We start from the raw sequence: 22080 nt of genomic DNA, 5'->3' as shown, positions 1-22080 counted from the left end.
GGGTTACTCCCGGTCCAGACGATTCGTCAGCGCGGCCACCCCGCCCGAGAGATACTCGGACATGCGCGCCTCGACGACCGGCAGGGCCTGTTCGTGGTAGGTGTCGGAAAAGCCGCCGATATGCGGCGTGACGATGCAGCGGGGCGCGTGCCAGAACGGGCTTTCCTTGGGCAGCGGTTCCTGTGCGAAAACATCCAGCGACGCGCCACCGATCCGCCCCTCGGTCAGGGCGGCCAATAGCGCGTCCTCGTCGACGCAGCCCCCGCGCGAGAGGTTCACGAGGTATCCGCCGGGCTTCATCGCGCCGATGGCCTCGGGGCCAACGATATGGTGGGTGGCAGGGCCATAAGGCACCAGCACCACAGTGAAATCGGCCTCGGCCATGGCGCGGGGCAGATCGGCGCGGCGGTGAATACGGTCGAAGCCCGGCACCTCGGCCCGGCCATCCGAAACGCCGGTGATCTGCATGCCGAAGGGTCGCGCCACCCGCGCCAAGGTCTCGGCAATCGCGCCGAGTCCGATGATGCACAACGTCTTGCCCATCAGCAGCGACTGCTTGCGCCGGTCCCACAAACCCGCGTTCTGGTTTGCCAGAATGGCCGGAAAATCGCGGGCCAGCGCCATCATCGACAGGATCGCGAGTTCTGACATCTGCGGCCCGTGAATGCCGCTGCAATTGGTCAGCGCCACGCCCTTCAGATCGGGATTTGTCAGCAGGTTGTCGATGCCGGTGGTCAGCGCCTGCACCCAGTCGAGCCCCGTCGCGGCGGCAATCGCCGGGACCGGGATGAAAGGGGCGAGGCCAATGATCACCTTGGCACCGGGCGCCATCATGACAGCCTCGTCCGGGTCATTGGTGGCGAGATACTCGGCCTGCGGCAGCCGCGCAGACAGTTCGCGCGCGTAGAACGGCGCCTCGCTGTCGAAGATCAGAACCTTGGGTTTCATCAATACAGGACCTCAGGCAGCCAGAGGGTCAGGGGCGGAAAGGCGAGGATCAGCATGATCAGGATCAGCGGCGCGATCAGGAAGGGCGTGATGCCCCGGTAAAGCGCGGCCATAGGCATGTCGGGCACCTGCGCGCGGATGATGAACAGGTTCATGCCGACGGGCGGTGTGATCAGCCCCAGCTCGACGAGGATCGCCACCAGCACGCCGAACAGGATCGGGTCGAAGCCATAGCCGGTCAGTACGGGCAGGAAGACGGGAACGGTGATCAGCACCATACCGATCCCTTCCAGAAAGCAGCCCATGACGATGTAGATCACGATGATCAGCGCCATTACCAGCACGGGCGACAGGTTGGCGTCCTGCGCCAGCGCCAGCAAGGTGACGGGCAGCCGGGTCTGGACGATGAACTGGGAAAACAGCGTCGCGCCGAGGATGATCATGAACAGCGCGCAACTGACGATGACCGAGGTCTGCACCGCTTTCACCAAGCCTTGCAGGCTGAGCGAACGGCGCAGCGTTCCCAGCACGATCGCCCCGAAGGCACCGATGCTGGCGGCCTCGTTCGGGCTGAAAAAACCGGCATAGATCCCGCCGATGGTGAGGCCGAACAGCAGCACGAATTGCCAGGCATGGCGCAGCGCAAGCAACCGCTCCATCAGGGACGCCGCTGCCTCGCGCGGGGTCGAGCCGTCGCGGCGCGCGACGATCAGGGCCACCGCGATATAGATCAGCATCAGGACGATGCCGGGGAACAAAGCGGCGGCGAAAAGGCGGGCCACCGATTGCTCGGCGATAGAGCCATAGATCACAAGGATGATCGAGGGCGGGATCAGGATGCCCAGCGATCCTCCTGCCGCGATGGAACCAGAGGCGAAGCCGTCATCATAGCCCGCTTTGCGCATTTCCGGCAGGGCGATGCGGGTCATCGAAGCGGCCGTTGCCACCGACGAGCCGCAGATTGCGCCGAAAGCGCCCGAGGCCGCGAGCGACGCCACTGCCAGCCCGCCACGAACGCCCGACAGCATGACGCGGGCGGCGCGGAACAATTCGGCCGACATGCGGGAATTGGACGCGACCTCGCCCATCAGCACGAAAAGCGGGATGACAGAGAGATTGTAATTGGACGCTGTGTCGAAGAACACCGTCCCCGCCACGTATTGCGCCATGCCAAGACTGTTCAGAAGAATGTTCCCGACGATCCCTGTGATCGCCAGCGCCAGCCAGACAGGCTGGCGCAGGAACAGCATGACGAACATCACGCCGATGCCCGAAAGGCCGAGGGCAAAGGCGCTCATTCCGACCCCTCCCGCCAATAGGACACAACCTGCACCAAGGCGGCCCAGAGGATGCCCAGAACGCCCACAGCGAGCACCCCCCACATCGCCCATTGCGGGATGCCCAGCTCTAATGAGCGGTCACCATAGCGCCACGCGTTGCGGGCCGGATCGATAGCGGACCAAGCGAAGAACAGCATGACTGCCATCGTCATCACCGCCGCGATCGACGCCAGCAGACGGACCGAACGGCGGCCGATGACCGCGTCCAGCAGGTCGATGACGATCTCGCCCCGATTGGCCAGCACGGGTGCGAAGCCGAAGGCGACCATCACCAGCAGCAGGATCGACACCGCGTCATAGGCGCCCTGCACCGGCGTGTTGAAGACGGCGCGCAGGATGACGTCGCAGGTCACCACCAGCATCATCAGCACCAACGCGACCGAGGCGATCCACAAGAACAGCTGGCTTACGCGGGAACGGGGCCGGGGGTCGGACGGGGTATTCATTCGATATTCCTCGAAGGATAGGGAATAGCGGCCCGCCCGCGCCTGAGCGGGCCGCTACCCTCTTACTCGGTATAGGCGTCGACGAAGGCCTGCGCCTGGCCGCCGACGGTTTCTACCGCCTGCGACACGATCCCCGAGAAGGCTTCGGTCAGGCTGCCGATCTGTTCGTCCGACAGCGTGACGATGTTCACACCGGCATCGACCATGTACTGGCGCCCGGCGGTCTCACCTTCGTCCCAGCGCGCGCCGTACCATTCCGCGCGGTCGGGGCCGGTGGTCGCGTCGATGGCGGCTTGCTGTTCGGGTGTCAGGCGGTCATAGGCCGCATCCCCCATCACCAGCGCGAACGTAGCCGATGCAAGGCCCGGCTCCATCGAGTACTGCGTGACCGGCGCAAGGTCGAAGGCCTGCGCGGCCTCGAACGGGAACGAGGCCCCGTCGACGATGCCACGGCTCATCGCGTCGGCCGATTCCGCCGGCGGCACCGGCACCGGCGAAGCACCCATCGCCTCGATGATCTGCTGCCAGACCGAACCGGCGTAGCGGATGCGCAGCCCGCTCAGGTTCGACAGATCCGAGGGGTCGACCGTTGTCAGATGGATCTTCAAGGGCGGCGTGACCGCCATCCATAGGATATGCGTCCCTTCGTGTTCCGCCGCGAGGTAATCCGGCGCAAGTTCGGTCAGGCGGCGCGACGTGATCGCGCTGTCGAGACCCGCCGACGGGTGGGTCAGCGGCAGGCCCGCGAGTTCGGTCATAGGGAAACGACCCGGCGTCGCGCCATGCAGGATGATGGCGATATCCGCCCCGCCCGACCGCACGAGGTCGAACTGCCGCGGCGGCGGCCCAAGCTGCCCGGCCGGGAAGATCTCGACCTGCAACTCGCCATTAGTGGCGGCGCTCAGCTCTTCGCCCCAGGCCTCGATCGCGCGGTTGAAAGTATGGTTGGGCGGCAGGAAGCTGGAAACGCGCAAGGTCTCGGCCGAGGCCATGCCGCTCCATCCCGTCGATAGCGCCGCAATTGCGGCCAGCGTCATTGTCATCAGTCTCATGTCGTCACTCCCCTGTTTGACATGGTCTGGTTGTGGCGCCGCCGATCGTGCCGCCGGTCGCCCTGTCACTCGCTGCAAGCCGCGTGTCAGAACGCGACCTGATCGCCGCCTTTCAGCGCGAGGATCTCGCGCGCCTCATCGGGCGTGGCGATGTCATGGCCGAGCTCTTCGACCAGACGGCGGATCTTGGCGACCTGCTGCGCATTCGATTCCGCCAGTGCCCCGCGCGAGATGAACAGGCTGTCCTCCAGACCGACGCGCACATGCCCGCCCATCTGGCTGGCCGTCACCGCCATCGGGATCTGCGCCGCCCCCGCCGCCAGAACCGACCAGCGGTACTGATCGCCGAACAGCTTGTCGGCGGTGCGCTTCAGGAACACGAGGTTCTCCACATCCGCGCCGATCCCCCCAAGGATCCCCAGTACGAATTGCAAGAAGATCGGCGCCTTGAAATGCCCCTGATCCATCATGAATTTCAGGTTGTAGAGATGGCCCACATCGTAGATCTCGTGCTCGAACTTGATCGCGTGCGGCGCCAGCGTCTGGGCCGCTTCCTTGATGTCCCGGAACGTGTTGCGGAAAATATTGCCTTCCGAGCCCTCGACGTAATCCTTCTCCCAGTCGAATTTCCACTCGCTGTAGCGCGCGGCAAGACCGTGGAAGCTGAAGTTCAGCGACCCCATATTCATCGAGCACATCTCGGGCGAGAAGGTCTTCGCGGGCGCGATCCGCTCCTGGATCGACGCGGTCAGCGAGCCGCCGGTCGAGATGTTCACCACCGCATTCGTCGCCTGCTTGATCCGCGCGAGGAAGGGCGCGAAATCGTCGGGGTTGATCGAAGGCGCGCCGGTTTCGGGGTTGCGCGCGTGCAGATGCAGGATCGCGGCCCCGGCCTCGGCCGCGGCGATCGCCTGCTCGGCGATCTGGTCATAGGTGTAAGGCAGGGCGTCCGACATGGTGGGCGTATGGATCGCCCCGGTCAGGGCGCAGGTGATGATGGTCTTGGGTTTGCGGGCCATGTCAGGCCTCCTTCTTGGCAAGGCCGCTCACACGACGGCTGAGCGGGAAAAGTTCAACGCCCCAGCGGTCACGCAGAAACCCCCAGAGACCGCGTGGCGCGAAAAGCATGATGACGATGGCGACGACTCCGAGCGCGATCAGGTAGAGCGTGCCGAGATCGGCCAGCGTCTCGCGCAGGGCGAAGAACACCAGCGTGCCCAGAATCGGACCTTCCAGCGTGCCGATCCCGCCGATCACGACGATGAAGATGACAAAGGCAGTCCAGTCATTGGCGCTGAAGGCGGCATCGGGCGAGATGCGCAGCTTTTGCAGAAAGATCAGCGCGCCGATCAGTGCCGTCAGGCCCGAGACCACGACATAGACGGTGAACTTGGTGCGCCAGATGTCGATCCCCAGCGAGCGCGCCGCGAGTTCGTTGTCGCGGATCGCCGTCAGCGCGACCCCTTGGCGCGAGCGCAAAAGCCACACCACCGCACCGATCACCAGCATCCCCGCCCCAAGCGCCAGCCACCACGCCACGGCTTCGCGCGCGTCGCGACCATCGGCCAGCGACCGGACGATGCTGGGCGAAAGCGACGTGCCCGAGCCGCCGCCGAGGCTGGATATCTGGGCAAAGGACAGCCGGAACACCTCGGCCACAACCCAGGTACCGATGGCGAAATAGGCGCCGCGCAGTCGGAAGATCAGCACCGCGACCGGCGCCGAGATCACGAAACCGGCCAGCACTACCAAGGGCAGCGCGGCAAACGGATGCAGCCCGGCCAGCATGGTCAGCGCAAAGAACAGGTAGCCGCCGAAGCCGACATAGGCCTGCTGCCCCACAGACACGAGGCCCGCATAGCCCGCAAGCAGGTTCCACAGTACAGCGAGCGACATGTAGAGCGCGATCTCGCCCATCAGCCGCAGGTCGGCCCGGCCTGCCCACCACGGCGCAGCGATCAGGAGGATGACGATCGGCACCAGCACGAACAGCCAGGCGGTCGACAGACGGGTGCGGCGCGTGACTGAAAGGCTCATGCGTCGATCCTCGGAAACAGGCCGCGCGGACGCAGGGCAAGAATGATCAGGAAGGCGATGTGACCGGCGAGGATCTGGTAGCCAGGGTCGATCTTGGCGCCCAGCGTCTGCGCAACGCCGAGGATCACCCCGCCGGCCAGTGTCCCCCAAAGGTTGCCCAGCCCCCCGATGATCACCGCCTCGAAGCCGAAAATCAGCCGGGTCCCGCCCGCTGCCGGATCGAAGGCCGTGCGGATGCCGAGGAACACGCCCGCCAGCGCGGTGACTGCCAGCGACAGCGCCATGGCCAGACCAAAGACATGCGCCCGGTTCAGCCCCATCAGCTGCGCCACGTCCTGTCGGTCCGAAGTCGCCCGGAATGCCCGACCCAGCGCGGTGCGGTAGAACATCCATTGCAACGCGGCAATCACCACCACGGCCGTGACGAAGACCATCACCGGCATTACCCCCACGGCAAGCGGGCCAAGACTGACCGAGGCGGTTTCGATCGCGCCCGCCTGCAGGTTCTGCGGATCAGCGGAATAGCCCATCAGCAGCACGTTCTGCAGGATCACCGACAGACCGAAGGTCACCAGAAGCGGCGGCAGAATGTCCTCGCCCATGGTGCGGTTCAGGATCAGCCGTTGCAGCGCATAGCCGACCAGCGCCATCGTCGGCACGACCAGCACGAGCGCCAGCAGCGGGTTCAGCCCAAGGCTCACACTGAAACTGAGCGCGACATAGGCAGACAGGACGATGAGATCGCCATGGGCGATATTCACGAGGCGCATCACCCCGAAGATCAGGGACAGCCCCGCCGCGAACAGGGCGTAAAGCCCGCCCAGCAGCGTCCCCTGAACGATGGCGTTGAGCCAGTCCATGCGTCAGACTCCGAAATAGGCGCGGGTGATGTCCTCGCGCGGTACGGTTTGCGACTGGCCTTCCAGCGAGACCCTTCCCTCCTGCAGGCAATAGACCCGCTGCGAGACCGACAGCGCCTTGGCGATATCCTGCTCGACGATCACCGCCGTCAGCCCCTCGCCGACGATGCCCGGCAGGGCCTCGTAGATCTGGCGGATGATGACCGGGGCGAGGCCGAGGCTGATCTCGTCCATCAGGACCAGGTCGGGGTTCGACATCAGCGCCCGGCCGATGGCGACCATCTGCTGCTGCCCCCCGGACAACGACGTCGATTGCTGGTTGCGACGTTCCTTCAGGATCGGGAACAGCGCATAGACCCGTTCCAGCGACCACGGACCCTTGCGGCCGAGCTGCCCGCCGATGATCAGGTTCTCTTCGACACTGAGGGACGAGAACAGAAGCCGTCCCTCGGGCACCAGCGCGATCCCCATCGCCGCGACCTGATCGGCGCGCAGAGCGCCGATGGCCTGCCCCTTCCAGCGGATCGCCCCGGGCGCGTTTCGCAAAAGGCCCGCGACCGAGCGCAGCATGCTGGTCTTGCCCGCGCCATTCGCGCCGATGACGGCCACCACCTCGCCGGGCTCGACCTTCAGGTTCACGCCGTACAGCGCCTGAAAGTCGCCGTAATGCGCGTTCAGCGCCTCAAGGGTCAGCAGAGCGTCAGGCATCGGCTTCGATCCCCAGATAGATTTCCTTGACCTCGCGCGATTGCATGATCGCCTGCGGCTCGCCCTCGGCAATCTTGCGGCCGAAATCGATCACCATCAGGCGGCTGACCACGGCGAGAAGGGCGTGCACGACATGCTCGATCCAGACGATGGACACGCCGGTCGCATGCACGTCGCGGATTGTCTGGATCAGGGATTGGCATTCGTTTTCCGTCAGCCCGCCGGCGATCTCGTCGAGCAGGATTACCCGCGGCTTCGCACAGAGCGCCCTGCTCAGTTCCAGCCGCTTGCGTTCCAGAAGCGTCAGCCCGCCCGCCTGAACGTTCGACTTGGCAACAAGGCCGGTGCGATCCAGCACATCGAGGCAATGCGCCTCGGCCGCGCGGCCGGACAGACCCGCCCCCTGCGTCGCCGCGACATAGGCATTCTCGAACACGGTCATATGCGCGAAGGGCTGGGGCACCTGAAAGCTGCGGGCGATCCCGGCGCGGCAACGCTTCGCCGCCGACCAGCCGGTGATGTCCTGCCCGTCCAGCCGGATCGTGCCCGCATCCGTGGAAAGCGTCCCGGTCACAAGGTTGAACATCGAGGTCTTGCCGGCGCCGTTTGGGCCCAGCACCCCCAGCGCCTCGCCGGGCTGCAGCGACCACGATTGGTCGTCCGCCACCACGACGGCGCCAAAGGCCTTCTTCACGCCCTGAAGTTCGAGGATCGCAGACATCGTCTCTCCTGCAGGTTCGGGGCCGCCGCCAGACGGCAGGCCCCTTGCACTCACGACAGCAGCATCAGTTCGCCGGTCGTGGGGATGTTGGGCGCGGTGGCATTGGCGACGATCTTCAGGTCGATTCCCTCACCCTCGCGCTGCCATTGCCCAGCCACCAGTGGCGTCTTGGTCACGTTGGGCACCGGCCCATTGGCCCAATTCACCGGTCCGACGATGGTGTTCATGTCGGTAGCCGCGATCGCGGCGATGATCGCGTCGGGATCTTCCAGATCCTCGGCCCGCGCGATCACGTCGGCGACGACTTCGAAAAGCGCGTGCTTGAAACCGATGGGCTGGGTCCAGGGACGACCCGTCGCCTGCGTGTAACCTGTCGCCAGATCACCGGCCGAGGCCCCGGTCAGCGAGGACGAGAACGGATGCGAGGGCGACCACCAGACCTCGGACGAGAGACCAATGCCCCGGTCGCCAAGGCCCTGAATCACGGACGGGAACAGCAGCGCCTTGCCGATGGTGACGATCTTCGGATTGAAACCCTGCTGCGCGGCCTGGCTCCAGAAGGTGCCGAAATCGGGCGGGATCATGTTGCCGGTGACGATCTCGCAACCCGCTTCCTTGAAAGCGTTGATGTAGTTCGAGAAATCATCGGTCATCGGCTGATAGCGGCCGGGATCGACCAGATCGTAACCGGCTGCGGCCAGCGGCGTCGGCAGACCCAGCTCCGGGTCGCCCCATGCGTTGCCGTCGGCATCGTTCGGGAACAGGCCGCCCACGCTCTTGGCCACGCCTGCGCCATCCCACATGGCGAGGAAGGCACCGATCACGTCCTCCAGACCCCAGAAGAAGTGGTAAGTGCTCAGAAAGCCCTCGGCCGGGTTGCCGCCGCGACCGAAAAAGTACGGCTGCCACGGGCAGTCGGTGGTGATGCAGGGCACCTCGTTGATCTCGGCCTGATCCGAAACCGGGTTCACCGTGTCCGGCGTCGAGGCGGCGACGATGATGTCGACTTCGTCGGACAGGATCAGCTCGCTCGCCACTTCAGCGGCGCGGTTCGGGTTCGACTGACTGTCCTTCGAGATGATCTCGATCTGCCAGGCGCGCCCGTTATTCTCGATCCCCGCGCCGAAGCGTTCGGTAATCGCCTGAAGGATATAGTCATCGGCTTCGGCGAACCCGGCGAGCGGGCCGGTTCGCGGGCTCACATGGCCCACCTTGATGGTCGGCGCCTGCGCATAGGCGCGGGTGGCCCGCAAGATCGCGGGTGCCGCCAGTAGCGCCGAGGTTCCCGTCAGAAAATGCCGTCTATTCAGAGTCTTCATCGTCTCGTCCTCCCCAGTTCGAGATGTTGAAAAGCGTCAGTCGTCCAGAATCGTGTCCAGTTTCTTCAGATGAGTGGTGACCCGGTTGCGGACCTTCGCGGCCTCTTCCGCAGTCCAGCTGCGGAAGCCCTCGCCCGACTTCATGCCGAGCTTGCCGTCCGCGACCAGTTGCTGAAGATAAGGCGAGGGTCCGGGTCGGTTCTCGATATCGGCCAGAACCGTTTCATGGATGGCGAGCGTCAGATCGGTGCCCACCAGATCGGCATTCTCCAGAGGGCCCAGCACCGAAAGCCGGCGCCCGAAGCAGGATTTCACCACGGTATCCACGGATTCCGCATCGCAGATTCCGCGCTCGACAAGGCTCACGGCCTCGCGCCAAAGTGCATGTTGCAACCGGTTGCCGATGAACCCCGGCACGTCCTTGTCGACGCGCACCGGGGTTTTTCCGGCCTCGGCCAGCAACGCCATCATCGCCGCCATCGCGGGCGCGGCGGTCCATTCGGTGCGGATGACCTCGACCAGCGGGATCATGTGCGGCGGGTTCCACCAATGCGTGCCAAGCGCCCGGTCCTTGAACGCGAGGCCCTCCATGATCTCGGTGATCGGCATGACCGAGGTGTTCGACGCAAGGATGCAGTCACGCGGCGCGGCGGCCTCGATCTCGGCGAAGATGGACTGCTTCAGCGCCATCTTCTCTGGCGCGGCCTCGAAAACCGCATAGGCATTCGCCACGGTCGAGGCGAGGGTGTCGCGCACCTCGATCCGCGACAGGGCGGCGGCGGTCGTTGCCTCGTCATGCCCCATGAGGGTCATCGACTCGCGCACGCGGGCGGGCAAGGCCGCGCGCGCCTCGGCCATCGGATCGGTGATGGCGACACGCAATCCGGCACGCGCCATGACAAGGGCGATCCCGTGCCCCATGAGGCCTGCGCCAATCACCCCGATGATGCGGTCCTGCGTCATGGATCAGCCCGCCGTATAGCCGCCATCGGCGTACAGGATATGGCCGGTGTAGAAATCCGACGCCTTCGACGACAGGAACAGAAGCGGCCCGGCCAGATCCTCGGGCTCGCCAAGGCGGCCCTTCGGCACGCGGGCCAGGAAGCCGGCACGCACGGACTTGGCATTGTCGTCGTCGCCGAACATCCAGGCCGTCAACGGCGACCGGAAAACCGTGGGCGCGATGGCGTTTACGGTGATCCCGGTCGGGCCCAGCTCGCATCCGAGCGCCTTGGTGATGCCATCGACCGCCGCCTTCGACGCGCAATAGGCGGTATAGCCCGCCGGATGGCCCAGAAGCCCGCGGGCCGAGGACACCAGAACGATCTTGCCTCCCGTCCCCTGCGCCTTCATCTGCTTGGTCGCCGCGCGCGCCATCAGCCAGCTCTGCGTGACATTCGCGTCCATCACCGACAGGAACGTGTCGGGCGTCATCTCGTCGATCTTGGCGACCTTGTTCATGCCCGACGCCACGACAAGGATGTCGCAGGCGCCAAACGTCTCGACCGCCGCCGCGATCAGCCCTTCGCAGGCGGCTTCGGTGTCGGGGCGGACATTGGCCTCATGCACCTCGGCGCCGCCCGCGCGGCATTCCTCGGCGATCTCGCTCAGCGCGGCGGTATTACCCGCGGCCAGCACAAGGCGGCAGCCGGCCCCGGCCAGCACCCGCGCGGCCACCATGCCGAAAGCGCCCGAGGCCCCGGTGATCACCGCAACCTTGCCTTTGACATCGAACATCGACAGGGGATTCATCAGGCTCATAGCCTCACTCGCTTTTCGGCTTGGGCGGATAGGGGACGACGACCAGCATCTTGCAGACATGGTTCGAACGGTTCTCGATCCGGCGCTGCTGGCCCGGCGGGATCGTGCAGCTGTCCATCGCCCGCAGCACCTCGGTCCTGTCGTCCCATTCAAGGGTCATCTCTCCCTCGAGCACGACATAGACCTTCTCGAAGGGCGTCTGATCCGGCCCCGCGCCGCCGCCCGGCAGGAACTGGCTGTAACCGATCCACTGATTGGTCGGGCCGCCGTCCTCGAAGCCTTGCAGCCGCAACCCCGAGACCCCCCAGTGATTGGGCGCATCATAGGGCTTGGCGTCTTGAAAACGCTTGATCAACATCGGCCAGACCTCCCCTTCCAGCTGTGCTTCACTTTGTCAGAAATACTCCGCGGGGGTCCGGGGGCGCGAAGCCCCCGGTTCCCGGATCAGATCGCGTCGCCGCGCTCGATGCGGAAGTTCTGCCCCTTGTCGATCATCGCCACGAGGCGGACGATGCAGCCGTCGCCGCGATCCCAGTTCCACGGGAAGAAAGCGAAGGTGCAGCGTTTGCCGGTCACCGCATCCAGATCGCCGCCGACATTCTCGATGCCCATGATCCCGTTCTTGAACAGGATGTTGTGCACCGGCTCCCATTCCGGGAACGCGTCCTTCCAGTCCACGCCGCCGGACCATTCCTTGTATTCCTCGGCCAGATGCGGCAGCAGCGGGCCGTTCCTTTGCGGGCCGATCGCGGTGGCCAGCGGGTGGTCGTTGGCCTGCGTGTCGTGTCCGACGACCTTCACGCCCTTTTCGACCATCCATTCGCCCGCCGATTTCACGAAGCCTGGGCAATAGGCGAAGTAATCGCCATCTTCGTACTGGTGATGCCAGCCGGTATTGATGATCAGCACGTCGCCCTTGCGGATCGACTTGCCGCAGGCCGCTTCCAGATCGTCATAGGTGATCGGCTCCCATTTCTTCTTGGGCATCGAGACAACAATTCCCGAGCCGAAGAAATGCGGCAGCGGCACTTCGTCGATGAAGGGCGTGCCCTGCACAACATGCGCGGGCGCGTCGATATGGGTCGTGGCGTGCATCGTCGTGGTGATGCGCTGCGACAGCACGCCCGACTTCGCCATATAGTGGATACGCTCGATCTTCGTATCCTCGAAATACGGCCAGTTGGGGTTCTGGAAACCGAAGCGGTGGCTCAGGTTGTAGAATTCCAGACCCATGCTGTTGTCGAGGTTTCCCTCGAATTCGATGCCGCGAACTTTGACCATCTCGGCCCCTCCCTTCCGATGTGTCCCATTCATGCTGCACCGCAATATGGTGCCGCCGATCCACTATACGGTACACACGCGACTCACTGCCCGTCAACAAAAATCTGGGACAACTGTACCGCATTGCAGAGCAAGCAAGTTTCGCTGTATTGCTATGCGGGCAGACGAAGGAGAAAAGGCATGGCAGACAGGGACGAAGGGCGCTCAGGCATTCAGGTGATCGCGCGCGCGGCCGCCATCCTGCGCGTGCTGCGCGACAACACCGAGGGGATGAGTCTCGGGCAGATCGCGGAACGGGTGGAGCTGCCCCGCTCTACGGTACAGCGCATCGTCGGCGCCCTTCAGGCCGAGCGGCTGGTCATCGCCACGTCGACCGGCGGGTCGATCCGTCTCGGCCCCGAGATCACCGCGCTTTCCGAGGCCACGCGCTATAACGTCGTCGAGGAATGCCGCCTGCACCTCTCTGAACTATCGCGTCGATTGGGTGAGACGGCGGATCTGTCGGTCTTGCGCGGCGCGGGGATGATCTTTCTTGATCAGGTGCCCGGCACGCAGCGGCTGCGGACGATCTCGGCGGTGGGCGATGTCTTCCCGCTGACCAGCAGTGCCAATGGCCGTGCCGCCCTGTCACTGCTGCCCGAGGCCGAAGCCCGCACGCTGGTCGAGGCGGAATGGAAACGGACCCATCAGACCGGCGACTGGCCCGCCTTCGCCGCGATGCTCGCCAAGACACGCGAACGCGGCATCGCAGAGGATGCCGACGAGCACACGGTCGGCATCTCGGCTCTCGGTGGCGCCTTCCGCGACCGCAACGGCGAGATCCACGCGATTTCCGTGCCCGTCCCCACGCCTCGTTTCATGGTGATGCGCGAAATGGTCGAAACGGAATTGCGTGAAACGCTCGACAGCGTGCGCCAGCATTTCGCCGAATGATGACCACGGCCCGTCCGTGCGGTGCCGGAAAGCTTTCGCGTCCCGGTAAGCCAATCAATTGGCCCAACCCGTGTTCTTGTGCTTGGCCAGCGTCCGCCCGTAGCGGGACGCCTTTCGCGAAACGGACCTCGTCGTCATGGGGCGCTCCACCTATGCCGCACAGCGCGCACTGGCGCGACACATGCGAATACCGACCGTCCCAATCTCAGGCGATACGTCGCGACATCTACCGTTCAGGACCAGGGCGTGTTTCCGAAGCCCTCCGCTCTGAACGGCTTTGGCATTTTGGACAGGCAAGCCCGGCCCGCCTGCAGCGGACCGGCTTGTTTCAGGCGTCGATCTCGATCGCGCCGATCGGGTTCGAACAGCACGCGAGGATATAGCCGCTTTCGATGTCCTCGTCCGAGATACCGCCGTTGTGAACCATATGCACGTCGCCCGCGGTCTTGCGCACCTTGCAGGTGCCACAAACGCCGAACGTGCACCCCGACGGAATGACGATCCCGGCTGTCCGGGCAACCGCCAGAACGGTGTCGGTCTCGTGGCATTCGGCGGTCACATCGGACCGGGCGAAGGCGATTGTCGACTTGGCGTCCTCGTTCAACACCACGTCGTCATGTTCGGGAAGTTGCTCTTCTTTCTTGACCGGCGCGGTGAAGCTCTCCTGATGGTAGCGCTCCATGTCATAGCCGAGGCCGATGAGCATCTCGCGCACCGCGTCCATGAACGGTTCGGGACCGCAGCAGTACACCTCGCGTTCCAGGTAATCACCGGCGATCAGGCCGATCATCAACTGGTTCAAACGGCCACGCAGCCCGGTCCAGACGCGGTAAGGATCGTCCTGTTCGACAATGAAGAACAGCTTGATCGAGGGAACCCGCGACGCCATCTGTTCAAGCCGCTGTCGGGCGATGATATCCTGCGGACGTTGCGCGCAATGCACGAAGGTAACGTCGATATTGGTGCCGCGATCGTACAGATAAGTGGTCATCGCCAGCGACGGGGTGATCCCCGACCCGGCCGAGATGAACAGGTATTTCTTCTGTTCCTTGCGCGGCAGGGTAAAGATACCGGCCGGCCCCGTGGCCTTGATCGTCATGCCGGGCTGCAGATGATCCAGCATCCAGCGGGTGCCGACGCTGCCGGTCTGGGCCTTCACCGTGACCGAAAGCGTCAGGGGCCGCGAGGGCGACGACGAGATCGTGTAGGTTTTCCAGACTGTGCCGCCCGGCACCGGCAGTTCGAGCGTCACGAACTGGCCGGGCTCGTAGCGGAATTGCCGTCCCGAGGGCGACACGAAGCTGAACGTCGCGGTGTTGGGTGCTTCGGGCACCACGGCGCAACAGACCAGCATCTCGGAATCCTGCCAGATTCCGTCGTCGCCCGAAGCCCGCATGTCAATATCGAGAACCATGGCCTCACTCCGCCGCAATCGGGGTGACGACGCCGGTGATCGCCCGGATCATGGTGTCGGCGTACCAATTGGTGAACTGGATGTTCCCGCCTTCATGCGTCGGCGAGTAGGGCCCGGGCACATAGGCCGGAGACCGGATGCCACGCTGGTTGTTTTCGACCACTTCGCGGTCTTCATCATTGGTGGCGATCCAGACCTCGGTCAGGCGCTTGAGATCGTAATCCTGCCCCTCGACCGCATCCTTGTGCACCAGCCATTTGGTGCAGACTTCGGTCTGCGTCGCGCTGATCGGCGTGACACGGAAAACCAGTGCGTGGTCCGACAGGAAGTGGTTCCAGCAACCCGGATATTTGTATTTCAAAAGCGAACCCCCATCCCGGAACGGGATCGAAGAGTTCGGTTTGGTCACGGCGACCTTGCCATCCATCGTATAGCTTTCGCCCGCCCCCAACAGCGGCGTGCGCACGAAACGCCAGTCGCCCTGCAGGGCCTCCTTGTAGGCGGACGGCGCGCCGACCGCTTCGCAACGCTTGACGTGCTTGTCCAACAGGCCGGACATCTCGCCGCTATCATCGTTGCCGATGGCACGCGGATCTTCGGGGAAGGTGCGGCATAGCGACGGGTGGTTGCCCGAGCAATGGTAGCATTCGCGGTTGTTTTCCCAGACCAGCTTCCAGTTGCCGTTCTCGATGATGGTGCTCTCAAAGGCGACCTTCGAATTTTCCAGATCGTGCGGCGCAAGGTAACGCGCGGTCTGCGCGGCAAAGTCCTCGATCGCGGGCGCTTCGTCGGCGAGACAGATATAGACCATCCCCGAAACATTGCGGCAATGCACCGGCTTGAGCCCGTGCTTGGAGGCATCGAAATCGGGACCCATCTCGCGCGCCCAGAGCAGTTTGCCATCCAGCTCATAGGTCCACTGGTGGTAGGGGCAGACCAGCTTGGGACCGGTGCCCTTCTTGGTCTTGCACAGGACCGACCCGCGGTGACGGCAGGAATTGTGAAAAGCGCGGATCTGACCGTCATTGCCGCGCACGATCACGACCGAATAGGCGCCGATCTCGTGAACAACGTAGTTCCCGGCCTTGGGAATTTCGCATGACGGCAGGATAAACAGCCACTCTTTGTACCAAATGCGGGCCATGTCGGCTTCGAAGACGCCGGGATCGCAATACAGGTCCTGGGCGAGCGAATGCGCAGGCTTTCGGCGCATCAGAGTGGAAAGGACATCAGATTCACTCAGCATGTGACACCTTTGGGTTTGCGTCCGCGATTGCGCGGAATATGGCGATTCAGTCCAGCGAAGCGGTTGCCCCTTCGTTGCGTCCTGCGTCGCATGGTGCGCGCGCGTCTTCCCGGGAGATTGCGACTGAGGGAACCGTTTTTGCGACGATCTTGCAGATATGATTTCGCGCCGCAGGGGCAGCCGGGACGGCACGGCGGGACCGACAGGGTTACAGGGCGGAAAGCTCTGCCCCATAACCCGCTCGGAACCGTGTTGCCCGCCTGCCCCGCGGGATGGGCCGAGACGGCGCTGCCGTCCCGGATGCGCCGGATCAGATGTCTTTCATCAACCGCAGGGCATCGTAGATCGCGGCGTGCGTGTTGCGCGCGCTGACCGCGTCGCCGATGCGGTAGAGCGCGAAGGTCCCCTCGGGATTGCGGGTGACGTCCTGCGGCTGGCCGTCGATGAGCGCGTCGTAATCCACCGCGCCGCCGTTCGACGACAGCGGTTTGAGTGCGAAATACAGATCGTCCATCGGCAGGGTGCCATAGTTCAACACCACCTGATCGTAGGTCTTTTCCGTTTTCAGGTCGCTGTAATCCGTGCCGATCACCGCCTTCAGCTGATTGCCGTCGCGGCGCACGTCTTTCAGGCGGCGCGTGACGGTAAAGGTCACATCCTTGTCCTGCAGCGCGCGCATATAGGGCACGAGGTTCATCGCCATGATGTCAGGGGCAAAGGTCCGGTCCGGCGTCATGATCTCGACCTTGCTGCCCGCTTTGGCGGCGATCTCGGCGGCCATGACGCCGGGATGGTCGCCGCTTTCGTCATAGATCAGTACGTTCTGGCCGGGCTTGACGTCGCCCGCGATGATATCCCAGGCGGTGACGACCAGATCCTGTTCCTTGCCGCTTTCAAACAGCTCGGTATTGGGCAGGCCGCCGGTGGCGACGATGACCACGTCCGGGTTCAGCGCGGTAATGTCCTCGGCCTCGGCCCAGCTATTGAAGCGGAACTCGACATCGCGCGCGGCGCATTGCGCCATGCGCCAGTCGATGATGCTGATCATCTCACGGCGGCGCGGATTCTGCGCGGTCAGGCGCACCTGCCCGCCCGGATCGGGCTGCGCTTCGAGAACCGTCACGGCGTGCCCGCGCTCGGCGGCGACGCGCGCCGCCTCAAGGCCCGCGGGACCGGCACCGACAATCACCACCCTCTTGCGGGTCTCGGCGGGTTCGATCGAATGCGGCATGGTCAGCTCGCGGCCCGTCGCGGCATTGTGGATGCACAGCGCGTCACCCGCCTGATAGATCCGGTCGAGGCAATAGGTCGCGCCGACGCAGGGACGGATGTCATCCTCGCGCCCTTCCATGATCTTTTTCACCACATGCGGGTCGGCCATATGCGCCCGGGTCATGCCCACCATGTCCAGAAGCCCCGCCGCCACCGCATGACGGGCCGTCGCCACGTCGGGGATCTTTGCGGCGTGGAAGGTGGGCATGCCGGTGGCCTGCTTCACCCGTCCGGCGAAATCCAGATGCGGGGCGTTCTTCATGCCCTGGATCGGGATCAGGTCGGTCATCGCCGGATCGGTGTGGATCCGGCCTCGCACCACGTTGAGGAAATCGACCATGCCCGAGGCGGCAAGGCGCTTCGATATCTCGATGCCGTCCTCTTCGGTGATGCCGCCGTCCTCGGCCTCGTCCGCCGTGTAGCGCAAACCGACAATGAAGTCGTCGCCCACCCGCTTGCGGATACCGCCCAGCACATCCATCAGCAGTTGCATCCGGGTGTCCAGCGTCTGGCCCCCATAGGGCCCGTCCAGATCATTGGTCAGCGGCGACCAGAACTGATCGAGCAGGTGGCCATAGACCTGCAACTCGATCCCGTCCATGCCACCCGCCTTCATCCGCTCCGTGGCATCGGCGAAATCGGCGATGATGCGTTCGATGTCCCAGTCCTCGGCCCGCTTGGGAAAGGCCCGGTGCGACGGTTCGCGGTGCTTGGAAGACGAGACCGAGGGCAGCCATGCCCCCTTGTTCCACGCCGTGCGACGACCGAGATGCGTCAGCTGGATCATCACCGCGCAGCCATGATCGTGGCAGGCATCGGTCAGGGTCTTGATCCACGGCACCACCTCGTCCTTGTAGGCGAGGATGTTGTTGAAGACCGGCGGGCTGTCCTTGGACACCGCTGCTGACCCCGCCGTCATCGCCAGCGCCACACCGGCCTTCGCGCGCTCCGCATGATAGGCGGCATAGCGTTCCTTGGGCATGCCGTCTTCGGGATAGGCCGGTTCGTGGCTGGTCGTCATGATGCGATTGCGCAACGTCAGGTGCTTAAGCTGGTAGGGCTGCAACAAGGGGTCGTTGGACATGGCGTGGCTCCGGTTGACTGGCAGCAGGTTTTCAGGACTGTTCACCACTGTCAATTTAATGTTCATGACTGACGATTTTCTTGCTGAATACGACGCGGCCCCATAAAGTAGCGACATGACCGAAAAGACCGAAAAAACAGGCGGATGGCGCGGCTCACGCGAAGTCTGGCTCGACGCTGCGCGCGAGGCGTTCGTTACCTCCGGACTCGACGCTGTGAAGATCCAGCCACTGGCCACGCGGCTGAATCTGTCGCGCACCAGCTTTTACTGGTTTTTTCCGGATCGGGCGGCGCTGCTGGATGCGATTCTGGCGGATTGGGAGGCAACGAATACCGGCAGTCTCGAACGCGCGACGCAAAGCTATTCAGAGACCATCGCCGAGGCCGTGCTCAACCTGATCGGCGTCTTTCTGGATGACGGCCCGTTCGAGACACGGCTCGACCTCGCGGTGCGCGGATGGGCCCACCAATCGGACGACGTCGCCGCCCGCGTGCATGCCGCCGACGCCGCCCGTCTAAGTGCCATCCACGATATGTTCGCCCGCTTCGGTTACAGCCCGGGCGAGGCCGATGTCCGCGCGCGCACCGTCTATTTGACGCAGATCGGCTATATCTCGATGCAGGTGCGCGAAACCATGGCTGAGCGTCTGGCGCGTGTGCCCGATTACGTCATGACCTTCACCGGTCAGGCCGCCACCGAAAGCGAGCTGGCCCGGTTCCGCGCGCGTCATAAGACCTGACCGATTGGCGCTTTCCCGGACCGCATTACCGGTAACCGAGTACAGGTCCGTGGCTGATGCATCAGTGCGCCGTTCAGAAGCCCAGCGCATGCGGCAAGGCCAGCACGATCGACGGGATATAGGTGATAAGCCCCAGACACAGGATCAACGTGATCAGAAACGGCCACAGGTAACGAACGGTCTCGCCCATCCCGACCTTCGACAGCCCCCCGAGAACGAAAAGCAGCAGACCGAAGGGCGGCGTCACAAGCCCGATCATGATGTTCACCGTGATCAGCACGCCGAAATGAACCGGATCAATCCCCAGCGCCGCAACCGTCGGCATCAGCAGCGGCACGAAGACGAGAATCAGCGTGCCGGTATCGATCAGGCAGCCCAGCGCCAGGAACAGCAGATTCACGATCAGCAGGAACGCCCAGGGTGCCATGTCGCGCGACAGGATCAGGTCGGCGAGCGCGCGGTCGAGGCGTTCGGCCGTAACCGCATAGTTGATCAGGAACGCCCCGGCGATCAGCAGCATGACGACGCTCGCGTTCGACATCGACAACCGCAACACCGCCCACAATCCGCGCAGGTCGATGGCACGATAAACGACGGCCGACAGGATGAAAGCCCAGATCGCACCCACGGCAGCCGCCTCTGTCGGCGTGAAGATGCCCGACCAGATCCCGCCCAGCAGCACCACCGGCAGCGTCATGGGCAGGATCGCCCCCCCGAGGGCCCGCAGGATCTCGGATCGGCTCATCGGGTCGGAGGCCGGCAGATCCATTCGCGGGGCGATGATCGCGATGGTGATCATCAGGCCCACCCCCATCATCAGGCCCGGCACGATACCGCCCAGAAACAGCGCCCCGACCGAGGTATTCGAGTTCAGGGCATACAGAACCATCGGGATCGAAGGCGGAATGATCGGCGCGATGACCGCCGAGGCCGCCGTCACCGCGACGGCCAGACCGCCGGGATAGCCGCCCACTTTCTGCATCATGCGGATCGACATCATGCCGGGTCCGGCCGCATCGGCCACGGCACTGCCCGACATCGAGGAAAAGACGATGCTGACAAGGACATTCACATGCCCCAGCCCGCCCCGCGCCCGCCCCACCAGTGCATCGGCGGCGCGCCACAGCCGTTCCGAGATCGTTCCGGCATTCATCATGTTCGCGGCGAGGATGAACATCGGGACCGCCAGCAGCACATACGAGCTGAACATGCTGTTCATGATCTGGTCGACAACCAGACCCATATCCTGTTCGCCCATCCACAGATAGGCAAAGCCCCCGCAGATCATCGCAAAAGAGATCGGCACGCGCAGCAGCACAAGGCCGACGAGCACGATGAGAAGGGACGCGAAGGCAAGGCTCATGGGGTCTTGTCTTTCTGTGCAGAAGACTCGGCATCAAAGGGAACCGGACGCCCCGACAGGACGATGGCCGCGCGCAACAGCAGGCTGAGCGCGACGAGGCCCTGGAAGATTCCGAAGATCAGGTAGACATGGTTCAGGCGCAACCGCATCGCGGGCGTGCGTTCACGCCAGAGAAACGCGATGTAATCGAGCGTCACCGGCAGCGTCGCCAGCAAGATCGCGCCGCACAGCGCCGCGCCGAGAGCTTCCAGCAAGCGGCGTCTGGACGGTGCGACATTGTCGGTTAGCAAGCCAACCGCGATCTGCTCGCGGTAAGGAATGACCAGAGCCGCTGCGGAAAAGATGATCCACAAGAACAGGACCATCGCCAGCTCATCCGACCAGCGCGACGGCGTGCCCATGACGTAGCGTTGCCAGACAGTATAGGCGAGCAACGCGGCCAGCGCGGCGAAGGAGAGCGTCGCCGCCGCCTCGGCGAGGCGGCGGACGACTCGGGCACCCGAAAGGAGTGTCGGGAGAATGCGGGCCATCGGCGGCTTAACGGCCCATGACCTGATTCATCAGGTCGGCATTCCATTCCTCAGCGAGGTCCGAACTGGCATAGACCGCGTCGGCGTTCTCATAGAACGCGCTCAGATCGATCTCATCGACGCGCAGACCCAGCTCGCTGACCAGACGCTCGGCGACCGACATTTCGTCAGCGCGGCGCTGTTCGTTGTTCCATTCGGCGCCGATCCGGGCACCGTCGCGCAGCACCTGCTGCTGTTCGTCGGTCAGCGCATCGAAGAAGGGCTTCGAGATGGCAAAGAAGACCGGCTGAACCATGTGCGAGGTCAGAAGAACTTGTTCGCTGACCTCGTGGAACCGCGCCGCGTTGAAGATCGTCAGCGGGTTTTCCTGCCCGTCGATGGCGCCGGTCTGCAGCGCGACATAGACCTCGGGCATTGCCATCGGCGTCGGCTCGACCCCCAGCGATTCACCCAGAAGCAGCCATTCGGGCGAGCCGGGCATCCGCAGGCGCACGCCGTTCAGGTCTTCGGGGCCGGTGACGTCGCGCGCTTCGCGCAGAGCGACCTGGCGGGTGCCGAGATAGGCCACGGCAAGGATCTCGATCCCCATTTCCTCGGCCACGTCGGCGGTAAGCTGCTCGCCGATCGGCCCGGACATGACCTCCATCATGTGGTCATAGTCCCGGAACAGGAACGCGCGGCTCAGGAAGCCCCACGACGGGATCTGCCCCGAGATTTCGGGCGCGGCCATGGTGCTCATTTCCAGATTGCCGCGCTGGATCGCCGGAACTTCGGTGCCCTGCCGGAACAGCGACGACGAGGGATAGGTCTCGACCGTGAGACCGACATCCGCGTCGGCAACGTGCTGCGCCATCATCTCCATCCCGCGATAGAGAAAGTCGCCCGCCGGTCCGGCGGTCGAAAAGCGCACGGTCTGCGCCTGCGCAAGGGCGGGCAAAGCCGCAAGACCGAACGCGGTGGCCGCGATCATCGCGCGTCGGGTTAGGTTCATGGCAAACATGGTCATCTCTCCGTGTTGAGGGGCGC

General features: G+C 64.3%; 22 protein-coding genes. 2 read left to right on the top strand and 20 right to left on the bottom strand.

The features are described 5' to 3' along the window. Positions 1 to 3 precede the first annotated feature (3 nt). The 14 genes from JI664_RS15610 to JI664_RS15545 form a co-directional block, all read right to left on the bottom strand. Positions 4 to 948, bottom strand: a complete 945-nt coding sequence (locus tag JI664_RS15610; protein WP_207014689.1) for a D-2-hydroxyacid dehydrogenase — start codon at positions 946 to 948, stop codon at positions 4 to 6. After that, positions 948 to 2246, bottom strand: a complete 1299-nt coding sequence (locus tag JI664_RS15605) for a TRAP transporter large permease (protein ID WP_207014688.1) — start codon at positions 2244 to 2246, stop codon at positions 948 to 950. Before JI664_RS15605 ends, JI664_RS15610 begins: the two co-directional genes overlap by 1 nt. Continuing rightward, positions 2243 to 2734, bottom strand: a complete 492-nt coding sequence (locus JI664_RS15600) for a TRAP transporter small permease (protein WP_207014687.1) — start codon at positions 2732 to 2734, stop codon at positions 2243 to 2245. The genes JI664_RS15605 and JI664_RS15600 overlap by 4 nt, the downstream gene beginning before the upstream one ends. 62 nt (positions 2735 to 2796) lie before the next feature. Beyond that, positions 2797 to 3786, bottom strand: coding sequence for a TRAP transporter substrate-binding protein (locus tag JI664_RS15595; protein WP_207014686.1), 990 nt, complete (start codon positions 3784 to 3786; stop codon positions 2797 to 2799). Between the two features lie 86 nt (positions 3787 to 3872). Further along, entirely contained in the window at positions 3873 to 4805 is a 933-nt protein-coding gene (locus JI664_RS15590; protein ID WP_207014685.1) for a 3-keto-5-aminohexanoate cleavage protein, read from the bottom strand. A gap of 1 nt (position 4806) precedes the next feature. Then, positions 4807 to 5823, bottom strand: coding sequence for a branched-chain amino acid ABC transporter permease (locus JI664_RS15585; protein ID WP_207014684.1), 1017 nt, complete (start codon positions 5821 to 5823; stop codon positions 4807 to 4809). Next, positions 5820 to 6683 (bottom strand): branched-chain amino acid ABC transporter permease, encoded by an 864-nt coding sequence (locus JI664_RS15580; RefSeq protein WP_207014683.1) that lies wholly within the window; start codon positions 6681 to 6683, stop codon positions 5820 to 5822. Before JI664_RS15580 ends, JI664_RS15585 begins: the two co-directional genes overlap by 4 nt. Positions 6684 to 6686: 3 nt before the next feature. After that, positions 6687 to 7391: an ABC transporter ATP-binding protein gene (locus JI664_RS15575; RefSeq protein WP_207014682.1), complete on the bottom strand. Its 705-nt coding sequence runs from the start codon at positions 7389 to 7391 to the stop codon at positions 6687 to 6689. Then, positions 7384 to 8112: an ABC transporter ATP-binding protein gene (locus JI664_RS15570; protein WP_207014681.1), complete on the bottom strand. Its 729-nt coding sequence runs from the start codon at positions 8110 to 8112 to the stop codon at positions 7384 to 7386. Before JI664_RS15570 ends, JI664_RS15575 begins: the two co-directional genes overlap by 8 nt. Positions 8113 to 8162: 50 nt before the next feature. Continuing rightward, complete coding sequence (locus tag JI664_RS15565; RefSeq protein ID WP_207014680.1) at positions 8163 to 9431, bottom strand: ABC transporter substrate-binding protein; 1269 nt, start codon at positions 9429 to 9431, stop codon at positions 8163 to 8165. A gap of 36 nt (positions 9432 to 9467) precedes the next feature. After that, the gene (locus JI664_RS15560; RefSeq protein ID WP_207014679.1) at positions 9468 to 10394 is read right to left on the bottom strand and encodes a 3-hydroxyacyl-CoA dehydrogenase family protein; all 927 of its coding nucleotides are present in this window, start codon (positions 10392 to 10394) and stop codon (positions 9468 to 9470) included. 3 nt (positions 10395 to 10397) lie between these two features. After that, positions 10398 to 11192, bottom strand: a complete 795-nt coding sequence (locus JI664_RS15555) for an SDR family NAD(P)-dependent oxidoreductase (RefSeq protein ID WP_207014678.1) — start codon at positions 11190 to 11192, stop codon at positions 10398 to 10400. A 4-nt stretch (positions 11193 to 11196) separates the two neighbouring features. After that, complete coding sequence (locus JI664_RS15550; RefSeq protein WP_207014677.1) at positions 11197 to 11550, bottom strand: cupin domain-containing protein; 354 nt, start codon at positions 11548 to 11550, stop codon at positions 11197 to 11199. An 86-nt stretch (positions 11551 to 11636) separates the two neighbouring features. After that, positions 11637 to 12473, bottom strand: a complete 837-nt coding sequence (locus JI664_RS15545) for a cyclase family protein (protein ID WP_207014676.1) — start codon at positions 12471 to 12473, stop codon at positions 11637 to 11639. Positions 12474 to 12653: 180 nt separating this feature from the next. Here JI664_RS15545 and JI664_RS15540 point away from each other — a divergent pair, with 180 nt between their 5' ends. After that, a complete protein-coding gene (locus JI664_RS15540) occupies positions 12654 to 13406 on the top strand; it encodes an IclR family transcriptional regulator (protein ID WP_207014675.1) in 753 nt (250 codons plus the stop codon). A gap of 328 nt (positions 13407 to 13734) precedes the next feature. Here JI664_RS15540 and JI664_RS15535 read toward each other — a convergent pair whose 3' ends face one another. From JI664_RS15535 to JI664_RS15525, 3 genes are all read right to left on the bottom strand, one after another. After that, entirely contained in the window at positions 13735 to 14820 is a 1086-nt protein-coding gene (locus JI664_RS15535) for a hybrid-cluster NAD(P)-dependent oxidoreductase (RefSeq protein WP_207014674.1), read from the bottom strand. 4 nt (positions 14821 to 14824) lie between these two features. Beyond that, positions 14825 to 16066 (bottom strand): aromatic ring-hydroxylating oxygenase subunit alpha, encoded by a 1242-nt coding sequence (locus tag JI664_RS15530; protein WP_207014673.1) that lies wholly within the window; start codon positions 16064 to 16066, stop codon positions 14825 to 14827. Positions 16067 to 16376: 310 nt separating this feature from the next. Next, the gene (locus JI664_RS15525) at positions 16377 to 18422 is read right to left on the bottom strand and encodes an NADH:flavin oxidoreductase (RefSeq protein ID WP_207014672.1); all 2046 of its coding nucleotides are present in this window, start codon (positions 18420 to 18422) and stop codon (positions 16377 to 16379) included. Between the two features lie 115 nt (positions 18423 to 18537). Here JI664_RS15525 and JI664_RS15520 point away from each other — a divergent pair, with 115 nt between their 5' ends. Beyond that, positions 18538 to 19161: a TetR/AcrR family transcriptional regulator gene (locus tag JI664_RS15520; RefSeq protein WP_207014671.1), complete on the top strand. Its 624-nt coding sequence runs from the start codon at positions 18538 to 18540 to the stop codon at positions 19159 to 19161. 73 nt (positions 19162 to 19234) lie between these two features. Here JI664_RS15520 and JI664_RS15515 read toward each other — a convergent pair whose 3' ends face one another. From JI664_RS15515 to dctP, 3 genes are read right to left on the bottom strand one after another with little or no spacing between them, the layout of a single operon-like run. Next, positions 19235 to 20524 (bottom strand): TRAP transporter large permease, encoded by a 1290-nt coding sequence (locus tag JI664_RS15515; RefSeq protein ID WP_207014670.1) that lies wholly within the window; start codon positions 20522 to 20524, stop codon positions 19235 to 19237. Then, positions 20521 to 21054 (bottom strand): TRAP transporter small permease, encoded by a 534-nt coding sequence (locus JI664_RS15510; RefSeq protein ID WP_207014669.1) that lies wholly within the window; start codon positions 21052 to 21054, stop codon positions 20521 to 20523. The genes JI664_RS15515 and JI664_RS15510 overlap by 4 nt, the downstream gene beginning before the upstream one ends. Before the next feature lie 7 nt (positions 21055 to 21061). After that, entirely contained in the window at positions 21062 to 22054 is a 993-nt protein-coding gene (gene dctP, locus JI664_RS15505; RefSeq protein ID WP_207014668.1) for a TRAP transporter substrate-binding protein DctP, read from the bottom strand. Positions 22055 to 22080 lie beyond the last annotated feature (26 nt).

The organism is Rhodobacter sp. NTK016B (assembly GCF_017303295.1).
Classification (GTDB): Bacteria; Pseudomonadota; Alphaproteobacteria; order Rhodobacterales; family Rhodobacteraceae; genus Pararhodobacter.
Note: the sequence above shows the minus strand (reverse complement) of the source record. Positions and strands in the feature narration are given on the sequence as shown.